18 protein-coding genes are annotated in these 18,140 nt (G+C 47.8%); 2 read left to right on the forward strand and 16 right to left on the reverse strand.

Annotated elements, in window-relative coordinates; genetic code table 11:
- Positions 1-209 precede the first annotated feature (209 nt).
- The gene (locus tag NSB25_RS08195; RefSeq protein WP_172455036.1) at positions 210-911 is read left to right on the forward strand and encodes a helix-turn-helix domain-containing protein; all 702 of its coding nucleotides are present in this window, start codon (positions 210-212) and stop codon (positions 909-911) included.
- A gap of 87 nt (positions 912-998) precedes the next feature.
- Here NSB25_RS08195 and NSB25_RS08200 read toward each other — a convergent pair whose 3' ends face one another.
- The 3 genes from NSB25_RS08200 to NSB25_RS08210 all read right to left on the reverse strand — a co-directional run bounded on the left by NSB25_RS08200 (position 999) and on the right by NSB25_RS08210 (position 3,988).
- Positions 999-1,763, reverse strand: coding sequence for a sugar phosphate isomerase/epimerase family protein (locus tag NSB25_RS08200; protein ID WP_103239188.1), 765 nt, complete (start codon positions 1,761-1,763; stop codon positions 999-1,001).
- 23 nt (positions 1,764-1,786) lie between these two features.
- Positions 1,787-2,947 (reverse strand): Gfo/Idh/MocA family protein, encoded by a 1,161-nt coding sequence (locus NSB25_RS08205; protein ID WP_103239313.1) that lies wholly within the window; start codon positions 2,945-2,947, stop codon positions 1,787-1,789.
- A 186-nt stretch (positions 2,948-3,133) separates the two neighbouring features.
- Positions 3,134-3,988, reverse strand: coding sequence for a sugar phosphate isomerase/epimerase family protein (locus NSB25_RS08210; RefSeq protein ID WP_103239314.1), 855 nt, complete (start codon positions 3,986-3,988; stop codon positions 3,134-3,136).
- 232 nt (positions 3,989-4,220) lie between these two features.
- Between NSB25_RS08210 and NSB25_RS08215 the strand changes: the two genes are divergently transcribed.
- Positions 4,221-5,018 carry a helix-turn-helix transcriptional regulator gene (locus NSB25_RS08215; protein ID WP_103239189.1) on the forward strand — a complete coding sequence of 266 codons (798 nt, stop codon included), beginning with the start codon at positions 4,221-4,223 and terminating at the stop codon, positions 5,016-5,018.
- Here the strand turns inward: NSB25_RS08215 and NSB25_RS08220 are convergent.
- The 13 genes from NSB25_RS08220 to NSB25_RS08280 form a co-directional block, all read right to left on the reverse strand.
- Positions 5,015-6,148, reverse strand: a complete 1,134-nt coding sequence (locus NSB25_RS08220) for a hypothetical protein (RefSeq protein ID WP_103239190.1) — start codon at positions 6,146-6,148, stop codon at positions 5,015-5,017. The genes NSB25_RS08215 and NSB25_RS08220 overlap by 4 nt on opposite strands.
- Positions 6,141-7,016, reverse strand: coding sequence for an ABC transporter ATP-binding protein (locus NSB25_RS08225; RefSeq protein ID WP_103239315.1), 876 nt, complete (start codon positions 7,014-7,016; stop codon positions 6,141-6,143). The genes NSB25_RS08220 and NSB25_RS08225 overlap by 8 nt, the downstream gene beginning before the upstream one ends.
- Positions 7,007-7,789, reverse strand: coding sequence for a hypothetical protein (locus NSB25_RS08230; RefSeq protein ID WP_103239191.1), 783 nt, complete (start codon positions 7,787-7,789; stop codon positions 7,007-7,009). The genes NSB25_RS08225 and NSB25_RS08230 overlap by 10 nt, the downstream gene beginning before the upstream one ends.
- Entirely contained in the window at positions 7,786-8,397 is a 612-nt protein-coding gene (locus NSB25_RS08235) for an RNA polymerase sigma factor (RefSeq protein ID WP_103239192.1), read from the reverse strand. Before NSB25_RS08235 ends, NSB25_RS08230 begins: the two co-directional genes overlap by 4 nt.
- A gap of 139 nt (positions 8,398-8,536) precedes the next feature.
- Positions 8,537-10,141, reverse strand: coding sequence for a glycosyltransferase family 39 protein (locus tag NSB25_RS08240; protein ID WP_103239193.1), 1,605 nt, complete (start codon positions 10,139-10,141; stop codon positions 8,537-8,539).
- Positions 10,142-10,206: 65 nt separating this feature from the next.
- Positions 10,207-11,259: an AI-2E family transporter gene (locus tag NSB25_RS08245; RefSeq protein WP_103239194.1), complete on the reverse strand. Its 1,053-nt coding sequence runs from the start codon at positions 11,257-11,259 to the stop codon at positions 10,207-10,209.
- Between the two features lie 57 nt (positions 11,260-11,316).
- The gene (locus NSB25_RS08250) at positions 11,317-12,048 is read right to left on the reverse strand and encodes an RluA family pseudouridine synthase (RefSeq protein ID WP_172455037.1); all 732 of its coding nucleotides are present in this window, start codon (positions 12,046-12,048) and stop codon (positions 11,317-11,319) included.
- A 14-nt stretch (positions 12,049-12,062) separates the two neighbouring features.
- The gene (locus NSB25_RS08255; RefSeq protein ID WP_103239196.1) at positions 12,063-12,932 is read right to left on the reverse strand and encodes a hypothetical protein; all 870 of its coding nucleotides are present in this window, start codon (positions 12,930-12,932) and stop codon (positions 12,063-12,065) included.
- Positions 12,926-13,795, reverse strand: a complete 870-nt coding sequence (locus NSB25_RS08260) for a hypothetical protein (protein ID WP_465220368.1) — start codon at positions 13,793-13,795, stop codon at positions 12,926-12,928. The genes NSB25_RS08255 and NSB25_RS08260 overlap by 7 nt, the downstream gene beginning before the upstream one ends.
- Positions 13,796-13,872: 77 nt before the next feature.
- Positions 13,873-14,091 carry a hypothetical protein gene (locus tag NSB25_RS08265; protein WP_103239198.1) on the reverse strand — a complete coding sequence of 73 codons (219 nt, stop codon included), beginning with the start codon at positions 14,089-14,091 and terminating at the stop codon, positions 13,873-13,875.
- A 26-nt stretch (positions 14,092-14,117) separates the two neighbouring features.
- Entirely contained in the window at positions 14,118-15,767 is a 1,650-nt protein-coding gene (locus NSB25_RS08270) for an RsmB/NOP family class I SAM-dependent RNA methyltransferase (RefSeq protein ID WP_242982382.1), read from the reverse strand.
- A gap of 66 nt (positions 15,768-15,833) precedes the next feature.
- Positions 15,834-16,526: a response regulator transcription factor gene (locus NSB25_RS08275; RefSeq protein ID WP_103239199.1), complete on the reverse strand. Its 693-nt coding sequence runs from the start codon at positions 16,524-16,526 to the stop codon at positions 15,834-15,836.
- Positions 16,527-16,621: 95 nt separating this feature from the next.
- Positions 16,622-18,115 carry a sensor histidine kinase gene (locus tag NSB25_RS08280; RefSeq protein ID WP_103239316.1) on the reverse strand — a complete coding sequence of 498 codons (1,494 nt, stop codon included), beginning with the start codon at positions 18,113-18,115 and terminating at the stop codon, positions 16,622-16,624.
- Positions 18,116-18,140 lie beyond the last annotated feature (25 nt).

Here is an 18,140-nt window from a genome sequence, read left to right on the forward strand (position 1 = left end):
ATTACCACATTTTTAGTTGTTGTCAATACCCAAAATAAAATTGGAGCCTTGACTACTGTCCGGCCTTATCCAGTATGCTCAACCATCACTTTAGTAAAAAGCAGTCTGCTCAAGCAACAATTTATTCCCTGTTTCACCTAAATCATTTATACTGTCATTGTGCCCAACAACCGGCGGCACAGAAACCGTATAATGTCAGGAGGGAAAAAATGTTCAATACCATGAAAGTAGCACAGAAAATCAGAGAAGCCAGAATCTCTCAGAATATGACACAAATGAATCTGGCAGACGCCATGGAAGTCAGTTATCAGGCTGTCTCCAACTGGGAGCGTGGCAATTCCATGCCGGATATCGCCAAGCTGGAACAACTGTGTCAGATCCTTCAGCTCAGTGTAGATGAGCTGCTGGGAACCGGCACCGCCGCAGACACCATAATCAGAGTACTCAATAAGGAGAAGTCTTCGGATGCAGGGAATGAGCCAATTGCCATGAATGATATTCAGGAAATCGCTCCCCTGCTTCCACCCGACGATATGCGGCAGCTGATACATGATAATCTCCGGCAGCAGGAAGAGCACCAGATTGATTTTGCCGCATTGGCCAGACTGGCTCCGTTTCTTGACGAAAGTTATCTTGACGAACTTATTCAGGAAATACCTGTACGCAGCCTGAAGGAGCTGGCCTCCCTGGCTCCTTTTATAAGCGATAAAAGTCTGGATACTTTAATCCGAAGAGCCGATGCGGCATCTGACATGTCCGGCATTCTTGCTCTGGCTCCCTTTCTGGCGGATGACAGCCTGCGTTGGCTGGTCGGCAGATTCGCGGAGACAGGGAATCCTGAAATTGTCGGCCTTTATCCCTTCCTTCCCCAGGAAGATCTTCAGGAAATGGCAAAACACCTTATAAAATGAAATGATATCAAATCAGAAGGAGGATACCTTTCAAATCGATATCCTCCTCTCTCCGGTTAAATGAGAATATGCATCAGCTCCAAAGCATCAGCAGAATCCCTTTCCGCACAGATATTCATAACTCATTTTCATGGACGCAAAGGGATCATTCCGGCAGACATCCTGTTCCACCAGCGCCCATTTTGTTCCGGCCTCTTCACATGCTGCGATAATACCGTCCCAGTCAAGGTTCCCCTCGCCCACTTCCGCCATCTCTGTGGTATTATCCACATTCACCTTCAAATCCTTAAAGTGAACTGCCATTGCCCTGTGTCCCAGCTTTTTCAGGAAGGAAACCGGGTCCATTCCCCCCACCTGAAGCCAATAGGTATCTGCAATAAAGCGAAAGGCATCCTCATCTGTTTCTTCTATCAGACGTTCCATGATATATTTGCCGTCCAGCTTCGCAAATTCAAATGCATGATTGTGATAGCCAAAGTACATATCTGCCTGACGGAACTTTTCCGCAATTTTGTTCGATTCCTCAATAAAGCGGCTCAGATTATCGCTGCTCTCTCTGGCCCAGCCTGGCATGGAACCCACACCACAGAGATCGCAGCCCAGTGTCCTGTTATATTCCATAATCTCATCCGAATTTTTCTGAAAGTCTTCAAAGCTTCTGTGAGAAGTCACCACCTGCAGCCCATATTGGTCCAGCACTTTTCGCATCTGGGCTGCGCCCAGAGGTGTGCCGGAAATCTGGACAATCTGGTAGCCAATTTCCTTCACCTTTTCACAGGTTCTCTCAAAATCCGATATGGTTTTCGTATACTCTCTCAGAGTATAATACTGTGCACCGATTCTCTTATCCATAGCGGCCCCTTTCTCTGCCAATTTTAATAGGTCTTACTGTTATCCACAACCACCTGCGATTCCTTTTTCACGATGGTAGAGGTACGGATCTTCTCCTGCAGAAGTTCATAGAATCTCTCGTCGGGGAAATTTTTCACATCCACTGTTTCTCCGGTCCATGCGCTCAGGTGAATGGCGTTGGAAATAGTCAGACCCAGCAGGCCCTCCTCGCCTCTGGCCAGGAGCTCCGTGCCCCGCAGTACCGCGGAAGCAAAATTATTCAGAATCCCCACATGCTGCGGGCCCCCGGAAAAATCCGCCGGAATATTGCATTCCCAGCACTCGGGGCTGCCAAATGGCGCCGTGTTCGTTCTGTTGTGCTCCCTCTCTGATACCACATTTCTGTGAAACACAAGCCGGTTATTTTCCACTACCACCTTACCCATATCACAGGCGATTTCCAGCCGGTTGGTTCCCGGCGCTTCGCCGGTGGAAGTGATGTACTCTCCCGTAGTGCCGTTATCATACTCAAAGTAGGCCAACACATCATCTTCTACTTCAATATTGTAATATTTTCCGAAGCTGGCCTTGGCAAATATCCTGTCCGGCATGCCGAACATCCACTGCCACAGGTCCAGCTGATGGGGATTCTGGTTAATCAAAGCTCCGCCTCCCTCTGTCTTCCAGGCAGAGCGCCAGGTGCTGCTGTCATGATAAGCCTGCGGTCTGTACCAGTCGGTAATAATCCAGGTAATCCTCTTGATATGTCCAAGGTCCCCTCTGCGTATCATTTCCCGCAGCTTCTGATATACCGGGTTGGTTCTCTGGTTGTACATAATGCCGAACACTTTATCGCTTTTTGCGGCCGCGGCATTCATCTCTTTCACCTGTCCGGTATATACCCCTGCAGGCTTCTCCGTAATTACATGCAGTCCATGATTCAGCGCTTTTATTACCAGCGTCGGATGATCATAATGCGGAGTTGCAACAATCACCACATCACAAAGTCCGCTCTCATACAATTCTTCGGCTGACGCGAATACCGGCACCTGCGGATACAGCTGCCTGGCAGTCTCCTGCCTGGCCGGAGAGCTGTCGCAGATGGCTCCTATTTCCATCTCCGGCACCTTGCCTTCCATTACATTTTTTACATGGCCTGTACCCATGTTGCCAAAGCCAATCACACCTAATTTCAGTTTTTCCATTTCTTTTCCTTTCCGCAACCCCTCCCGCCCTTTTCCTCCGGACAGGAACACCGCTTTTCATTTTTCCTGTTACTGTGAAAGCCTTCCAATTTGCCTTGCAGAAACCACGAAGCTTTTCGTGCTCTCTTGCACAAAATCCTAAGTAATCAGAAGGATCACTTTGACAGCCGTGGACCAAACCGCATTTCAGAGCACCCGTTCCAGAACACTTTCCAATGCACGATATGCCAGAGTAAAGGTTCCCTCTCCTCCCTGGGGCAAATCAGCCATTTTATCATCCAGCTCCAGATTTTCAAGCCCTGCAAAGCTGCCCAGATGAGGTTCAATGCTCAGAAAACCGTCATATCCGCCGGCAAAAAGCTTCTCCAGCACATACTCCACATTGCCGTCTCCCGCCCCTGCGGGCACCACCCTGCCGTCCGCCAGAAACGCATCTTTAATATGCACATAGGCAATGTGCTCTTTCAGCGCCTGGTAAGCCTTTCTGGTATCCTGACCGCACTGTACAAAATTTGCCGGGTCAAACACCGCACGAAAATGAGCACAACCCAATTCTGTCATCAGATCCGCACACCTTTCCACCGTATCGCCATAAATGTCCTTCTCGTTTTCATGCAGCAGAACCACTCCGTGCTCTTTTGCACAGGCAATCATTCTGCGAAGGCGGGTCAGCACCTCTTCCCGCTCCTGTTCACTCCATTCTTCTCCGCCCTGATGATAGAAACTGAACATCCGAATATACCTGACATCCAGCATCCCGGCAATCTCCACCACCCTTCTGAACTGGGCAAAATGCTCCTCGAAATCCCCCTCAAGATTCACCTTGCCAATAGGAGAGCCTATGGAAGAAACCCTGATTTCGTTGGCCGCCATTTTCTCCTTCAACGCAGTAACTTCGGCATCAGAAAGGTCGGCAATGCTTTTGCCGTCAATTCCTCTGGGCTCAAAATACTTGATATTCAGTTTCTTCAGCACTCGAAACTGAGTGTCAATGTCCTCTGCGATTTCATCCGAAAAACCGCTTATTTTTTCATAGTTCATGTCAATATCCCGCCTTTCCTGCATCTTGTATCCTTTTCCTGTGACAGTTCACTGTCCTGTCTGGACTATCTGCTTTCATAATCCTATCTTAGTACATCTTTTTTTCAAATAATATATTGTTTCTTGCGCAAAAGATTGCATTTCTTGCCCTGTTATCTTACAATATAACTATGGCCTGACTATTCTGCTCCGGCAGACAATTCCTGTTGAATTTTTCGGATGGAGGTACCTCATGGAATCCTGCTACACAATCGGCGAATCCTTTCATTCTGCTCCTACTAATGCATATTTTCAGCTCCATAATCACAGTGATTACGAAATGCTCCTGTTTCTGGAGGGGGATGCCAGATATATCGTCGAAGATAATATATACTCTCTGGAGCCGGGCGACCTGATCCTGATCCGCAAGCATGAATTCCACCGCATCTACCACAACAGTTCTTCTCCTTATAAACGTGTGGTCCTGATGGTTTCTCCGCTTTTTTTCCAGGAAAATGCCTGTGCCGAATATGAGGCACAGTTTCTGACTGTTCCTGCCGGCACAGGCCACAAAATCACCGCAGACACAGTCCGTTCCAGCGGCTTATATGATGCTTTCCTGAGGTATAAAAAATACTCTGAAGATTATAAATTACCTTTCGATATTCCTGTCCTGAAATCCATCATTACAGAAATTCTGTACCTGATTAATCAGGTCAGTCATTTCTCCTCCTCCGATTTTACAACCAATCCGGTGAAATCCATTATCCTGTACCTGAACGGTAATTACACTGGTGAAATCACCCTGGATGCCCTTCAGGAGAAATTTTTTATCTCCAAATATCACCTTTGCAGGGAATTCCGCAAAGCCACCGGACTCACTGTCCACGAATATGTCCGTCGGAAACGTCTCACAAAAGTACACGAGCTCCGTTCCCAGGGACTGCGTATCGGCGATGCTGCCGTGGAGGCAGGCTTCCGGGATTATTCTTCTTTTTACAGAGCCTTCCGGAAAGAATATGGAACACCGCCCAAAAAGGATTTGGCTTAATTCCTGCTCACCTGATGCCTGCAGTAACGCATCCCTCCCAGTACCAGCCCCAGGACAGCCGCCGTCAGAGCGATACCTGCCAGCAGCCCCTTTGCATTAGACGGCGCTTCCAGAAATATTCCCGGGAAAGAGAAGGGCATAGCATAACAGATATAATGGAAAAACGCATTCACTCTTCCCATGGGAAGCATATCCAGGACCACCCTCATACACGCAAATGGCCCCATATACACCAGCAGCGAAATAATCAGCGCGGAAAATGTCTTCCTGCACCCTGCGGACACGGCAAGTACCAATATGCTCAATACCACTACAGAGAACCATCCGCTGAGATATAAAAGCAATATTGCTCTCCCCAACGACATAAGCCCCTCCTCAACATGCATGGTTCTTCCTGCCAGGGTACTGCCCACCTTCAGACTTTCACTTCCGTAAATGGTCAGCTGTTCCAGGAAAATAATGGCACAAAGCATCCAGTAAAACAATGACGCAAAGCCTGCCCCCGTAAGTATACGTATCCACCAGAGCCTGATACGTCCTTTCTCTGTGGCCAGAATAATATCCGCTGTGCGAAACGCATAATCCTCAGAGAACATCGGGCACAATGCTATGGATATAGTCACACATGCCAGTATATAGGCAATCAAAAATATATCCCAATATCCGTTCCCTCCATTTCCGGCGTACCCAAACCAGACATTTCCCTGCAGATACTGGTTCCCGGTCAAGTCCTCCGGCAGCACATACACAGTCTCCCCATCTTCTCCCTGAATCGCTCTGCAGAACCATTTGGCCACAAATCTGTTGCAGTAATTATCATTTCCTCCATCCGCAGCCGCCGCGGTCATTCCTTCCAGGGTCGTGGAACGGTTATCGTAATTAACTGGCGGTCCGTACTTTTCCCAGATTGCACGCACCGTGTCCTCAGTCAGCGGACCTGTAAAAGCGGCTGTTATCTCCTTATCTCTGGCCACCGCCGCTTCCCCGTGATAAATGATACCCCCATCTATTACACCCTCTCCCCAGAGGGTATTACCCAGACTGAAATATATCACTGTCAGAGTTGTCACCAGCATGGCAGCCAAAGCGGTTTTCCTTGAAATAATGCGGTATATCTCCGTCTTAATCATGCTCCCCCTCCTCCCTGAAATAATACAGATACACGTCTTCCAGATCCGGGTCCGCCGGCACTGCTGTCTCCAGCGGCCGCATGTCCGACACAATCCGCAGTCTGACCCCCTGCTCCGTATTCCTCAGGTTGCTCACGGAGAACCGTGCCTGATATTTTTCCGTATCCTCCGGACACACGTAACATTCCCACACTTTCCCCCGGGCCCTCTCCAGCATGTGATCAATGTCTCCCGTGGTCAGCAGCTCTCCGGCCTTCATCAGGAGAATTTCATCCGCTATATATTCCACATCCGATACAATATGTGTGGACAGGATAATGATCCTGTCTCTGGACAGGGAGCTGATGATATTGCGGAACCGAATGCGCTCCTTCGGATCCAGCCCTGCCGTGGGTTCGTCCAGAATCAGAATTTCCGGATCATTCAAAAGTGCCTGTGCAATTCCCAGTCTTCGAATCATACCTCCTGAAAAAGTTTTTATCTTCCGCCCCTTATCCGACTCCAGCCCCACCTTTTTCAGCAGTTCTTCCGCCTTTTCCTCTGCCTGTCTTCTGGGTATGGCCTTCAATGCCGCCAGATACAGCAGAAATCTTTTTGCCGTAAACTCAGGATAATAGCCGAAATCCTGCGGCAGATATCCCAAAATCCTCCTGTATTCCGGTCCCAGCTTTCCCACCTCTGTTCCATCGTACAGTATCCTGCCCTCCGTCGCCTCCAGAATTCCGCAGATTATTCGCAAAAGAGTGGTTTTTCCGGAGCCGTTGGCCCCCAGCAGCCCATATACGCCCCTGGTAAGCTTCATGGAAATTCCGTTTACAGCTGCCCTGCTGCCGTATTTCTTCGTCACTCCCTCCAAAGTCAGTTCCAGCATAACGTTTCTCCTCTCCTGATTTTTCCGTATATTCGCCGCAGCTGCCACAGAAAAAATGCCGTTCCCGCAGCCAGGAAAGTCACCCACAGCCATAGATATGCCTCCGTGTAAAGCCGGGACGGTGTCATCACAAGTACACACACCACGCTTCCAGTCAGCAAAAACAATACCAGCTGCCCATATCTTCCCCTGGCACTCCGAAACACTGTGACATACAGAAGGCAGCATCCGTTCGACAGCACAAAAGGTACCAGTATATACAGACATACCTGCACAAAAGGAACAGAAGTATTCTCCGAGATTCTGAGCCCGCACAGCAGCAGAACCAGAATGTCCGCAGTACCGGATAAAATCATCCGAATGGTCCACATCTGAGGCAGATTCAGATAGCAGCTCTGTTCCAGCTCCGCCATACCCCTGGAAAAATGTCTCCCCAGATCTCCGCAGGCAATTACTCCCATCCATGCGGCCATTACGGAAATCCACTGCAGATAATCCTTCAGTGCCCCATGCAGTGCGGCGGTTCTCCCCAGCCATATCAGCAGTATCATTACTACACTTGCCTGCATTACCCAGAACCCGGAAGAAATATACTGCAGCTCGATCAATGCAAGTTCCCCCCAGGAAGGAGTATGGCAAATCCTTTTTCGCCGAATCCATCCTTCAATCTCCTCCATGGCCTGCTTTTTCGCTTCGGCATCCGGCTGCATCCGACGCAGCTGCCCGCAGACTTTCTCCATCCTTTTGAGTTCCTCTCTCTCTTTTTTCAATCCAGAAAATCCTCCTTTCTCAGTAAATTCTGCAGTTTCTCCATTCCCTGTTTCACCCGGGACTTCACCGTTGAAACTGACACTCCCGTCAGATGTCCTATTTCCCTGTATTTCAGCTCATACAGATAATGCAGCAGAATGGCTTCTCTCTGTATTTCAGGCAGTTGCGCCAAAGCCCGCATCAGTCTGTGGTGAACATCCGCTTCTATCACCTGTCGTTCGGGGCAGGATTGTTCCGGCAGATCCTGACTCCACTCACACAGAGCATCCGTTGCCGGCCTCCGTTCTCCTTCTCTTCCGAAGTCGTCATCCCCCGGCACGTGTCCGCAGAAGAACCTTTCGGCTTCCCGTCCCTTTTCCTTCAGGTAATTTCTGCACACATTCATGGCAATAGTCAGCAGATACCCCTTCAGATTTCTGTCACGGTATCCTTCTACATATCGAATAAACCGCAGAAATGTCTCCTGAGCCAGATCATATGCATCCTCCCGGCTGCCTGTCTGAAAAGCGCAGAAACGAAAGATATCGTCATAATATTTTCCGGCGATATCCTGAAGATATTTCTTATCCCCTTTCTGAATGGCATGTATCCAATGACGTTCGTCCACAGCTCCTCCTTTGCATCCGTTTTCACAGTAACCCCACAAAAAATATAACCGTTTCAAGCTGAAAAAAGTTTTAAAAAAGAACCCTGTTCTGCAAAAAATTGCTTACAGGGTTCTCTTATCCACAAATATTCTTTTTTCTCTACCTGCCCCTCACCACAAAATACGCATCATAAAAAGAACTAATCTCATATTCCTCAGAGGGAAACAGTCCTATTTCCGGCGCCCGGATCAGATATACCACCGATCTGCCCTGATTTTCCTCCACTATTTCTTTGGTCACATCCTGAAAACGGTACCTTTCCTGAAAGGGAAGCACTTCTGCACCATTCTGTATATTGCTGATTCCCTGATAATAAGCAGCATCAATTTCATGACAGTACATGGTGAGAATCTCTCCCACCATCGTCACTCCCTCTCCCTGGGGGTCCGGTGTAATATAATAATAATCACAGGAAATTGTTTTTGCATAGTTCAGTGCATTTATATAGGGTTCATAATAATAAATACGGCTCACATCCGCCCACTCTCCGAAGTAATTCCGGGCAAACAGCATAGCCAGAACAGCATAGGCACCGCCAACAGGAATCACCAGAAGCTTCCATTTTCGAATGCACCACACAATTCCCACACCCGCGATCAGCAGCACTGGATAAAATATAATATTAATTCGGTTAATTGTTACCTCCCTGGTGACAATCCCAACCCAGATACCCATAAACAGCCATACCAGAAGCACAATATAGGGAATCCGCTTTTTCGCTTCCTCTTCCTCCCTGATTTTTCCCAGAACAACCAGAAACCCCGGGACAAAGAAGCCTACTGTCAGATAGTATACAGGCCCGAATTTAACTATTGTATTGGTGGCGCTTTTGTCTCCGTTTCCCCATACCACAGAAAAGGTTCGCAGAAGATTTTTACCTAACTGTTCCCATGAAAAGTTTAACAGCAGGATATCCTTTGAGCGCATACTTTGTGGGAAATAGGGAATCGTAAAAAATGGCGTCTCTATGGACTCCATACCGAACATATTAATGAACATAGTCAGGAATTCCGGTAATGCCGTAATAAAGTAAACCAGAATGCAGACAGACAGCTCTTTCCAGTTTACCTGATGTAACCGAAACAGGCACACTGCCATAATCACCAGAAACAGCGGCACGGAATAATTTGCCACACCATAGCAATAGGAGCACAGCCCGAAAAAAACCATGGAAATCATCAAAAACAACTTTTTCTTCATTCCTGCAATCAGAAAACATACACCAAACAGGAAAACATGTGGAAACATATTGCAGTCAAAAGCCCACCTGCTCTGCATATAATGCCAGGGACATATAATTCCCAGAACAGTCGCTGCCACCGCCAGTTCCTTTCCGCCGGTCTGTCTCCCCAAAAGATACAATGCCAGCAATCCCAGACAGCTGACAATCAGCATGGGAAGACGTATGGAAAACGTGGAAAACCCAAGCAATTTGATAAAAGGCATCATGCAATAAGAAAGCAGCACGCTCATCTGCCCCCCTATCCAGGCAGTAAAGTGGACGGGATACCGCATTCCGAACCGGTCCGTTCCGTATTCTGCCAGAGCTCTGGCATCTACTGCCGCCATTGCCTCATCCTGATGTACCCCCACAGGTATCATGCCGAAATGATACGCCCTGATAAAAATCCCAGTAAACAAAAGAACTGCTGCAAAAAATAACTCCGTTTTCGGATTTTTCAGGAATTGTTTTATCCTGTTCATTTTTTACCCTCATTTTTATTTTTCTTTTGAAAACAGGAATATTTTACCAGACTTCCGATTGCCCGTCAACAATTCCGCAAATGACCTTTCCCTTCTATGCTCAGCCAGGTCTGATAAATAATGACAAAGCCCAGCGGACCGCCGATAATTCCCCAGAGTCCGAAAAGTTTGATTCCCGCATATATAGACAGCAAAATCGCAATGGGAGATACGCCCAGCTTCCTGCCGATCAATTTAGGTTCCAAAATTTCCCTGATAAAAATGCACGCCACATATACCAGTATGCAGATAATCCCCGTCATATAATTCCCGTAAAAAAACTGCTGTATGCCAAGCGGAACCAGCACGACTCCTGTTCCGATAAAAGGCAGTGCATCGAGAATTCCCGCCAAAAGCCCCCATAATACGCCATACTGTATCCCGCTGAGTCCCAATACCACAGCTGCCAGCGCGGCAATGATACTCATAATAATAATCTGTGCCTTTATATAAGTAGCAATATACCGTATAATTCCGCAGATAATTTCCAGATAGACATAGCATTCCTCCCTGTCCAGCAGCCGATTCATTATATCGTCATAGTCCTTTGCAAGCAGCACTGTGGCAATCAGAAATGTAACCAGAAATCCTCCCACTGCGGCGACTGTCTTCACATAAGTCAGAGACTGGGAAAGCATCCCCGGCAGGAGTTCCAGCTGAAAATAATCCATTGCTTCCTGAATCCCCGTGAGAAGAAGCTCTTCCAGATACAGATTGTCTATTCCCAAAGTCCTGCCCACCACATTACAGATGTCATGAACGAAGCCGGACAGTTCCGTTTCCAGCGAATCCAGTCTGCTCACCAGTTCGGGCAGGCTTCCCACAATCCAGGAAAAAAGAACCCAAATCAGCACCGCCAGGATTCCGCAGGCCAGCAACAGCAGAAAGATAGCGCCTATCTGTCGATGAATCTTCAGTTTCTTCTGCATTTTCTGGAGTAAAGGTCCAAAAATTGTCACAAATAACATGGCTGTAAGAACCGGTGCCGTGAGAGGCGCAATAAATTTCAGGAAAAAATAAACTGCCCCCGACGTCAGGAGCAGTACAATCAATCTGTTGTCTTTGATTTTCTCTACCATAACCAATGCCTGCCATCCTTTTCTTTCTTTTATTAGTATGGTAGATTTTATCTTAGTTCATAACTGTGAAAAAAAGGAAAATGCCCCTCCTCTGGGTTTGATTCGAAAGCTCATCTTTTCTCCCGTAACGGGATGCACAAATTCCAGACGATAAGCGCAAAGTGCCGTACTCCAAATATGGTATCTCCGGGCCGTCTCTTCAGACTCTTCATTCCCATATTTTCTGTCTCCCAAAATCGGAGTCCCCGCATACGCCATCTGTGCACGAATCTGGTGAAAACGTCCTGTCTCAATCCTGATATCCGCCAATGCCAACTCTTCACAGGTCTCCAGAATTTCATAGCGCAGTACCGCCCTGCGGGCCCCGAAACAGTCCCCTGCCTCCGAAGTCTCCTCCAGAATTACTGCTCTGCCTGCATTATCCCTGTATAATTTATGTATCAGTTTCCCTGTCCGTTCTGCCGGCTGTCCGCAAAGCACAGCATAATACCGTTTTGAGAAGGAACCCTCTTTCTGCTTTTGCAGCTGTCCGCTGAGAGCAGCCGCAGCCTTCCCGTTCTTTGCAAAAACCAGCAGCCCTTCCACAGGCTGATCCAGCCGATGAATCACCCCCAGATACGGGGCGGACAGGCCGCAGCTCCCGACTGCAGATTGATTGGCGCGATACAGATGATTTTTCAGCTCACTGACCGCATCCGGTTCTCCCGTCCGTGCAGTCTGCGTTGCCAGGCCCGCCGGTTTGTATATTACTGCAATTGCCTTGTCTTCATAAAGAATTTCTGTTTTCATCCTGATATATCCCCTTATTCTGCCAGAGGAAAAAGCAGACTTCCGTAAACCAGTGACACTGCCAGCTGGATCAGCAGAGCATTCTTATAAGACAGCTTATGGCGATATGCAGCAATTCCGCTGACCATAGCCGCTCCATAACCGAACAGGTTTACCATCTGCTTTACCCAGAGCAGGGGGTCTCTGTAAAGTTCACCTGTATATGGGTCATAAGATGTCCAGCGAATACAGGATAAAATACCATCTCCCCACGGTTGTCCTGTCAAAACCGAGGAAGCACCTGACAGTATATAACATCCTGCCGCAAATACCCCGGCATAAATCCAGACTTTTCCTTCCATTCCTCTGCTGTGATGCCACATCAGAAACAATACCACAGGAAAAAAACAGGGATATAGCACAGCTCCGGGAATTGCCAGAAGTACCGCCCCCATATACTTTTCTTTTTTCCACAGAAGATATGCTCCCAGCAAAAGGGAAAAAGCCACAGAATCTATCTGTGCCCAACAGATGCCGCGCAAAAATACCACGGGCGAAAGCAGACATCCTATAAAATAAAAGGTACTTTTTAATTTACACTGTTCTTTGTACCCCCTCACAGCCACAAAGCACAACACTGCCGCCACATAGTCCGCCAATCCGGCCAGCCACTTTATTCCATGCAGAGGTAATATGGGCAGGTGCTGAAACAACTGAATCACCAGAAAGTAAAATGACGACTGTATGTTATTCCCATGTCCGTCAAAATAATATACCACTTCCGGGCTGCTCCACCAAATCGCAGTTCTTCTCAGATAAAGTGCAACGGCAGCCCCCAGCACAGCCATCAGCAAAAACATATGCTTTTCTGTCCACAAAAGCAGCTTTTTCTCTATCTTCAGCATATTTCCTCCTTCACCGCTTCTCCCCTGTCATATAAGCCATAAAAACATCTCCAGGTCAGGTAAAAGTATAAAAGCAGATTTCCGGCCGCAAGTGCATAAGGAGACACACGATTCCACACCAGGAAGCCCTGGCCATAACACTGAAGTGAAATCAAAACCAGCGCAAGCGCCGGAAGACGAAGCTTTCGGTGAAAGACAGCACACACAGGAAGCACCATTTCTGCAATGTAATTATAACGCTCATGCATACAGGGCAGGAACATGGCACAGGTCATCGTAGTCCAGACAATATACTCCATATAGTCCTTTATCGTATATTTTCTGTCTGAATGCACAAAAAGTACAGCAAACATGAGCAGGACAGCAAAGGTAAGAGCCATGGCCCATTTCCCGAAAATATAATACGGTGCCCCCTGAAAAAAAGTCCAGATATTAGGATAATAGTAATACATAAAAGGGTATTCCCCCATCAGATGAGTATATGACCTGTAAGCCACATCAAAATCGCAGCCACCGATTATTGCCGGTATACACACTACCTGAATGACCACCGGTATCCACAGCAGATGCAGAATGGAGAATTTCTTTTTATAAAAATAGTAAATTAATACAATCGGCAGAATAAACACAGCCTGCAACTTCATTGCTATGGCAAATCCCAGTGCCCACATCCCCCGCACCGGCTTTTCCTGGTAAATATACCAGAAGCCCAACATTGCCAGGCCGGCCCAGATGCTTTCACTCTGAGCAAGATACCCGCTGTTTACAATTGCCAGTGGATTGCAGATCACCAGTGAAAACGCACAAATGCCATAGAAGTATTTATTTCCTTTCTCCTCCCCCGCTTCCATGGCCATCCACATTATCACAAAGGCTTCCAGGTAATCGAACAATATGGAAACCATCTTGATACTGATAATGGGTTCCACCGGCAAAAATGTCAGGAAATATAAATGGTAGCATAAAAAAGATTATAATCTCCTTCATAGTCAGCCAGTGCTGAAAGGTTTCCTCCGCTTTTCAGCTGCGTGAACCATGTCTGAAGACAATTTTCGTAATCCGGTCCCACATACCAGATTCCCGCCCAGCGCAAAGCCATACCTAACGCTGAGATTATCCCAATCAGAGCCCAAAATGTTTTGCGGTTTATTTTTGTCATGCCGCTTTCCTTCTTTTATCTTCAAATTATTTTCTCAGTCCTCTTGGATAATGATTTTTCATCATCCCTCCGGACAGCTTACCCCATCCCATACCGAAATCATCCACACAGATCAGGTACCATCCCTTTTCCCCCTCTGCGTGAAAAGCCTGTCCTTTCAGATAATTCATCGCTTCTGCACAGTCCGCTTTCATCTCCCACCTGTGTACTGCCGCTTTCGGTGCCAGCGCCAGTGCCAGCGCATGAGAAGGCTCAAAACGATTCTTCTTCAGCTCGCCCAGATGCAGACCGGGACGCAGCACCTTCAATCCTTTCAGCGGCGGCATTTCCATCGGAGCCAGATAGAGATTATCTCCGAACCGGATAACCTGAAATTCTCCTTTCATTCCGGCAGCCCTGCCCAGTGCTTCCACAATGTCCATACCTTCCAGATTCTGCCGGCTGTTTTTCTCTTCCTTCGTTTCCCCGACCTGCCGGCCTCTCTTCTCTTTCCGGGCTTCCCGTCCGTGTTCTTCTGCGGAAAAGGTCAGGGAATCGGCGTCTTCACATGTCAAGCTCTGCAGATTCTCTCTGCAAAATGAAATCAGATCCCGTGCCTTTCCCGGTGTGTCCCGCATACTGCGCTGTTCCCTCACGAAATCCGCCAGACTGTATTTTTCTTCCGACTGCTTCCTTATGCGGTACTCTTCCTTACAACAGTCCGCCACATGATATATTTCCCCGGGGACAGCCTCCTTCTTCATAATGGCGGCAAAATGTCCCTCTCCTCTTATTCTCTGTGGCCACAGCCGCAGCGTATTCTCCATCCCCGGCACCGGCTTCTCCGCCCATTCCGGTATACCGTTGGCCCCCGCCAGTCCCAGCCGATTCTTCTGCACCGGTAAAAGTACAAATTCCCCATGCCTCCCCATAAATCTGCTGACACTGCCCTCGTTTTCTTCCGGAGCAAAGGTACAGGTAGAATACACAAGAATACCTCCGGGCCGGAGCATCCGTGCGGCACAATCCAGGATTCCATCCTGTCTGCGCGCACACAATTCCACATTTTCCTGACTCCATTCCCCGCAGGCCTCTTCATTTTTACGGAACATTCCCTCACCGGAGCAGGGGGCGTCCACCAGTATCCTGTCAAAATATTCCGGGAATACCTCCGCCAGATGCTCCGGTGTCTCATTGGTGACACAGGCATTACAGATTCCCATCCGTTCTATATTTTCCGAAAGAATCTTTGCTCTTGCAGGATGAATTTCATTACACAGCAGAAATCCGCTTCCCCCCATTTTCGCCGCAATCTGCGTGCTCTTCCCTCCCGGCGCTGCGCACAGATCCAGTATCAGCTCTCCGGGCTGCGCATCCAGCAGTTCTGCAGCCACCATGGCGCTGGGCTCCTGTATATAGTATACCCCGGCCTCATGAAGAGGATGTTTCCCGGGTTGGTCCCAGGAAGGGTAATAATAGCCATTCTCCGCCCATGACACTGGCGTCAGATGCGCAAAACCTGTGTCTTCCCCATAAGCTCCGCCATACTTTTCCGCAGCGCTTCGTCCGTCCAGTCCTGTCTTAAGCGGATTCAGGCGCAGCCCATGACAGTGCGCTCTCTGAAAGGTTTCAAGAAAGGCCGGATACTCCTCACCCAGCATTTGCCGCATTCTCTCCTGAAACGCCTCCGGAAGCATCTCATGCCCCGATTCCGCATCTCTGTTTATCACTTCTGAGAGTCCCTCCGATATCCTTAATTCACATTATACTTTAAACCGATACCCAACTCCCCAGATTGTCTCTATATACTGTGGCTTTGCGGTATCCTTCTCTATCTTTTCCCGAATTTTTTTGATATGGACGGTAACAGTTGCTATATCTCCGATAGAATCCATATCCCAGATTTCCCGGAAGAGCTCCTCTTTCGTATAGACATGATTGGGATTCTCCGCGAGAAATGTAAGCAGATCAAATTCCTTTGTGGTAAAAGTCCTCTCTTCGCCGTTTACATAAACGCGTCTGGCCGTCTTGTCAATCCGGATACCTCTGATCTCCACAATGTCGTTCTGAGGTTTCTGATTGGTCCCCACCAGACGTTCATACCTGGCCATATGTGCCTTCACTCTCGCCACCAGCTCACTTGGGCTGAAAGGCTTTGTCATATAGTCATCCGCTCCCAGTCCCAGACCTCTGATTTTGTCAATGTCATCCTTTTTGGCGGAAACCATCAAAATGGGGATATTTTTGTCCTCACGAATCTTCCTGCAGACCTCGAATCCGTCCATCCCCGGAAGCATCAGGTCCAGAATCACCAGATTATATTCTCCGTTCAGCGCCATAGTCAGCCCTTCATCTCCGGTATTGCAGATATCCACCTGAAAATCACTTAATTCCAGATAATCCTTTTCCAAATCCGCAATTGCAACTTCATCTTCGATAATCAAAATCCTGCTCATTTCAATAACCCGCCTTTCCCGTATCCCTCTCTGTTTTATAATTGTGGTAACCATTCTGCCATCGGCTGAACGATTACTTACTGTTTTATTTTCTGCTAAATTGTCACCTGTTTTTCATCCTGCAGCTCAACATATTTTCTCAACACAAAATGCATACAGGTTCCTTCCCCTTCCCTGCTGGTTGCCCAGATGTAGCCGCCATGGTCTTCTATAATCTTACGTACAATGGACAGACCGATGCCACTGCCTCCCTGAGCCGAATTTCGGGAAGCATCCGTGCGGTAAAACCGCTCAAAAATTTTCGGCAGGTCTTTCTGTGCGATGCCTTTTCCGTTGTCCTCGATTTCAATGCGTATGGAATCCGTCTCGTCCAGAATTCGAATGTCAATTATCCCACGCGACTTATCCAGATATTTTACACTGTTGCTGATAATATTATTAATGACTTTCTTCATCTGCTCCGGATCAGCAATGACAATCGTGTCAGGCTGCGTGAGGTTCGAGTAGTTCAGCTCTATATTCTTCTGTTCCAGATCCAGTCCCACTTCCTCCACGCAGTCTCCAAAATAATCCGCCACATTGATTCGATGGAAATTATAGGGAATTCGGTTGTTGTCAATTCCGGAATAATAGGTCAGCTCGTTGATCAGCCGTTCCATATCATTTGCCTTATTATAGATGGTTTTAATGTATTTATCCATCTTCTCCGGCGTGTCTGCCACTCCGTCCATGATTCCCTCCACATATCCCTTGATTGCTGTGATGGGCGTTTTCAGATCATGCGATATATTACTGACCAGCTCCCTGTTCTGCTTTTCACTCTCCCTGTTTTCTTCGTCATTTTCCTTCAGCCGCAGACGCATATCCTCATAATTGCGATATAAGTCCCCAATCTCACCTTTTGCGTCCGTCTCCAGGGCATACTCAAAATTGCCTTCCTTTATCTTACGCATGGCTGCGTTCAGTTCATTGATGGGATTAAATACACCTCTGCGAATCCATCTGGTCAGCATGAAACCGGTAAAACTCAAAATCAGAAGAATTGCCACAAACATATCCACCAGCAGTTTCCTGGAGATCAGCGAATTCACCTTTGTGACCACGAAAGCACTTCCCCTGCTGCCGTCAGGGAACAGGAAATCCAGCTGCTTGACAAATTTGTCCAGGTCATCATAGTAAATGCCCGGATCCTCCGACAGATCCCGCTCTCCATATCCGGGCAGCCTGGAAAATATCACCTCTGCCGCCTCTTCGTTTCCCGCGTAATAAAGCCCATCCCCTTTTCTCACTATGATATAAGTGGTTCTGCGGGCTATCCCGGAATTCAGTTCCTCCAGATACTGCATATCTGCCAGTCTGGAAGCATCTGCTTCCGCCTGCTCCTTCAGACATGAAAATACCTGGTCCGTGGCATCCACCACCTCCCGCATATTTTCCGTCATGGCAGTGTAATCCAAATCCACAGCAGGAAAGCCCTGATGAACATTCATCAGATACAAACCGATTCCGCTGAATGCCAATGCCGTCAGCACCAAAGGCAAAACAATAATTGTCACAAATGTAACCCGAAGCCGTGTTCTGAATTTCATGCTCTTACTCCCTGGATCATATCCA

This window comes from Acetatifactor muris (genome assembly GCF_024623325.1).
GTDB classification, from domain to species: Bacteria; Bacillota; Clostridia; order Lachnospirales; family Lachnospiraceae; genus Acetatifactor; species Acetatifactor muris.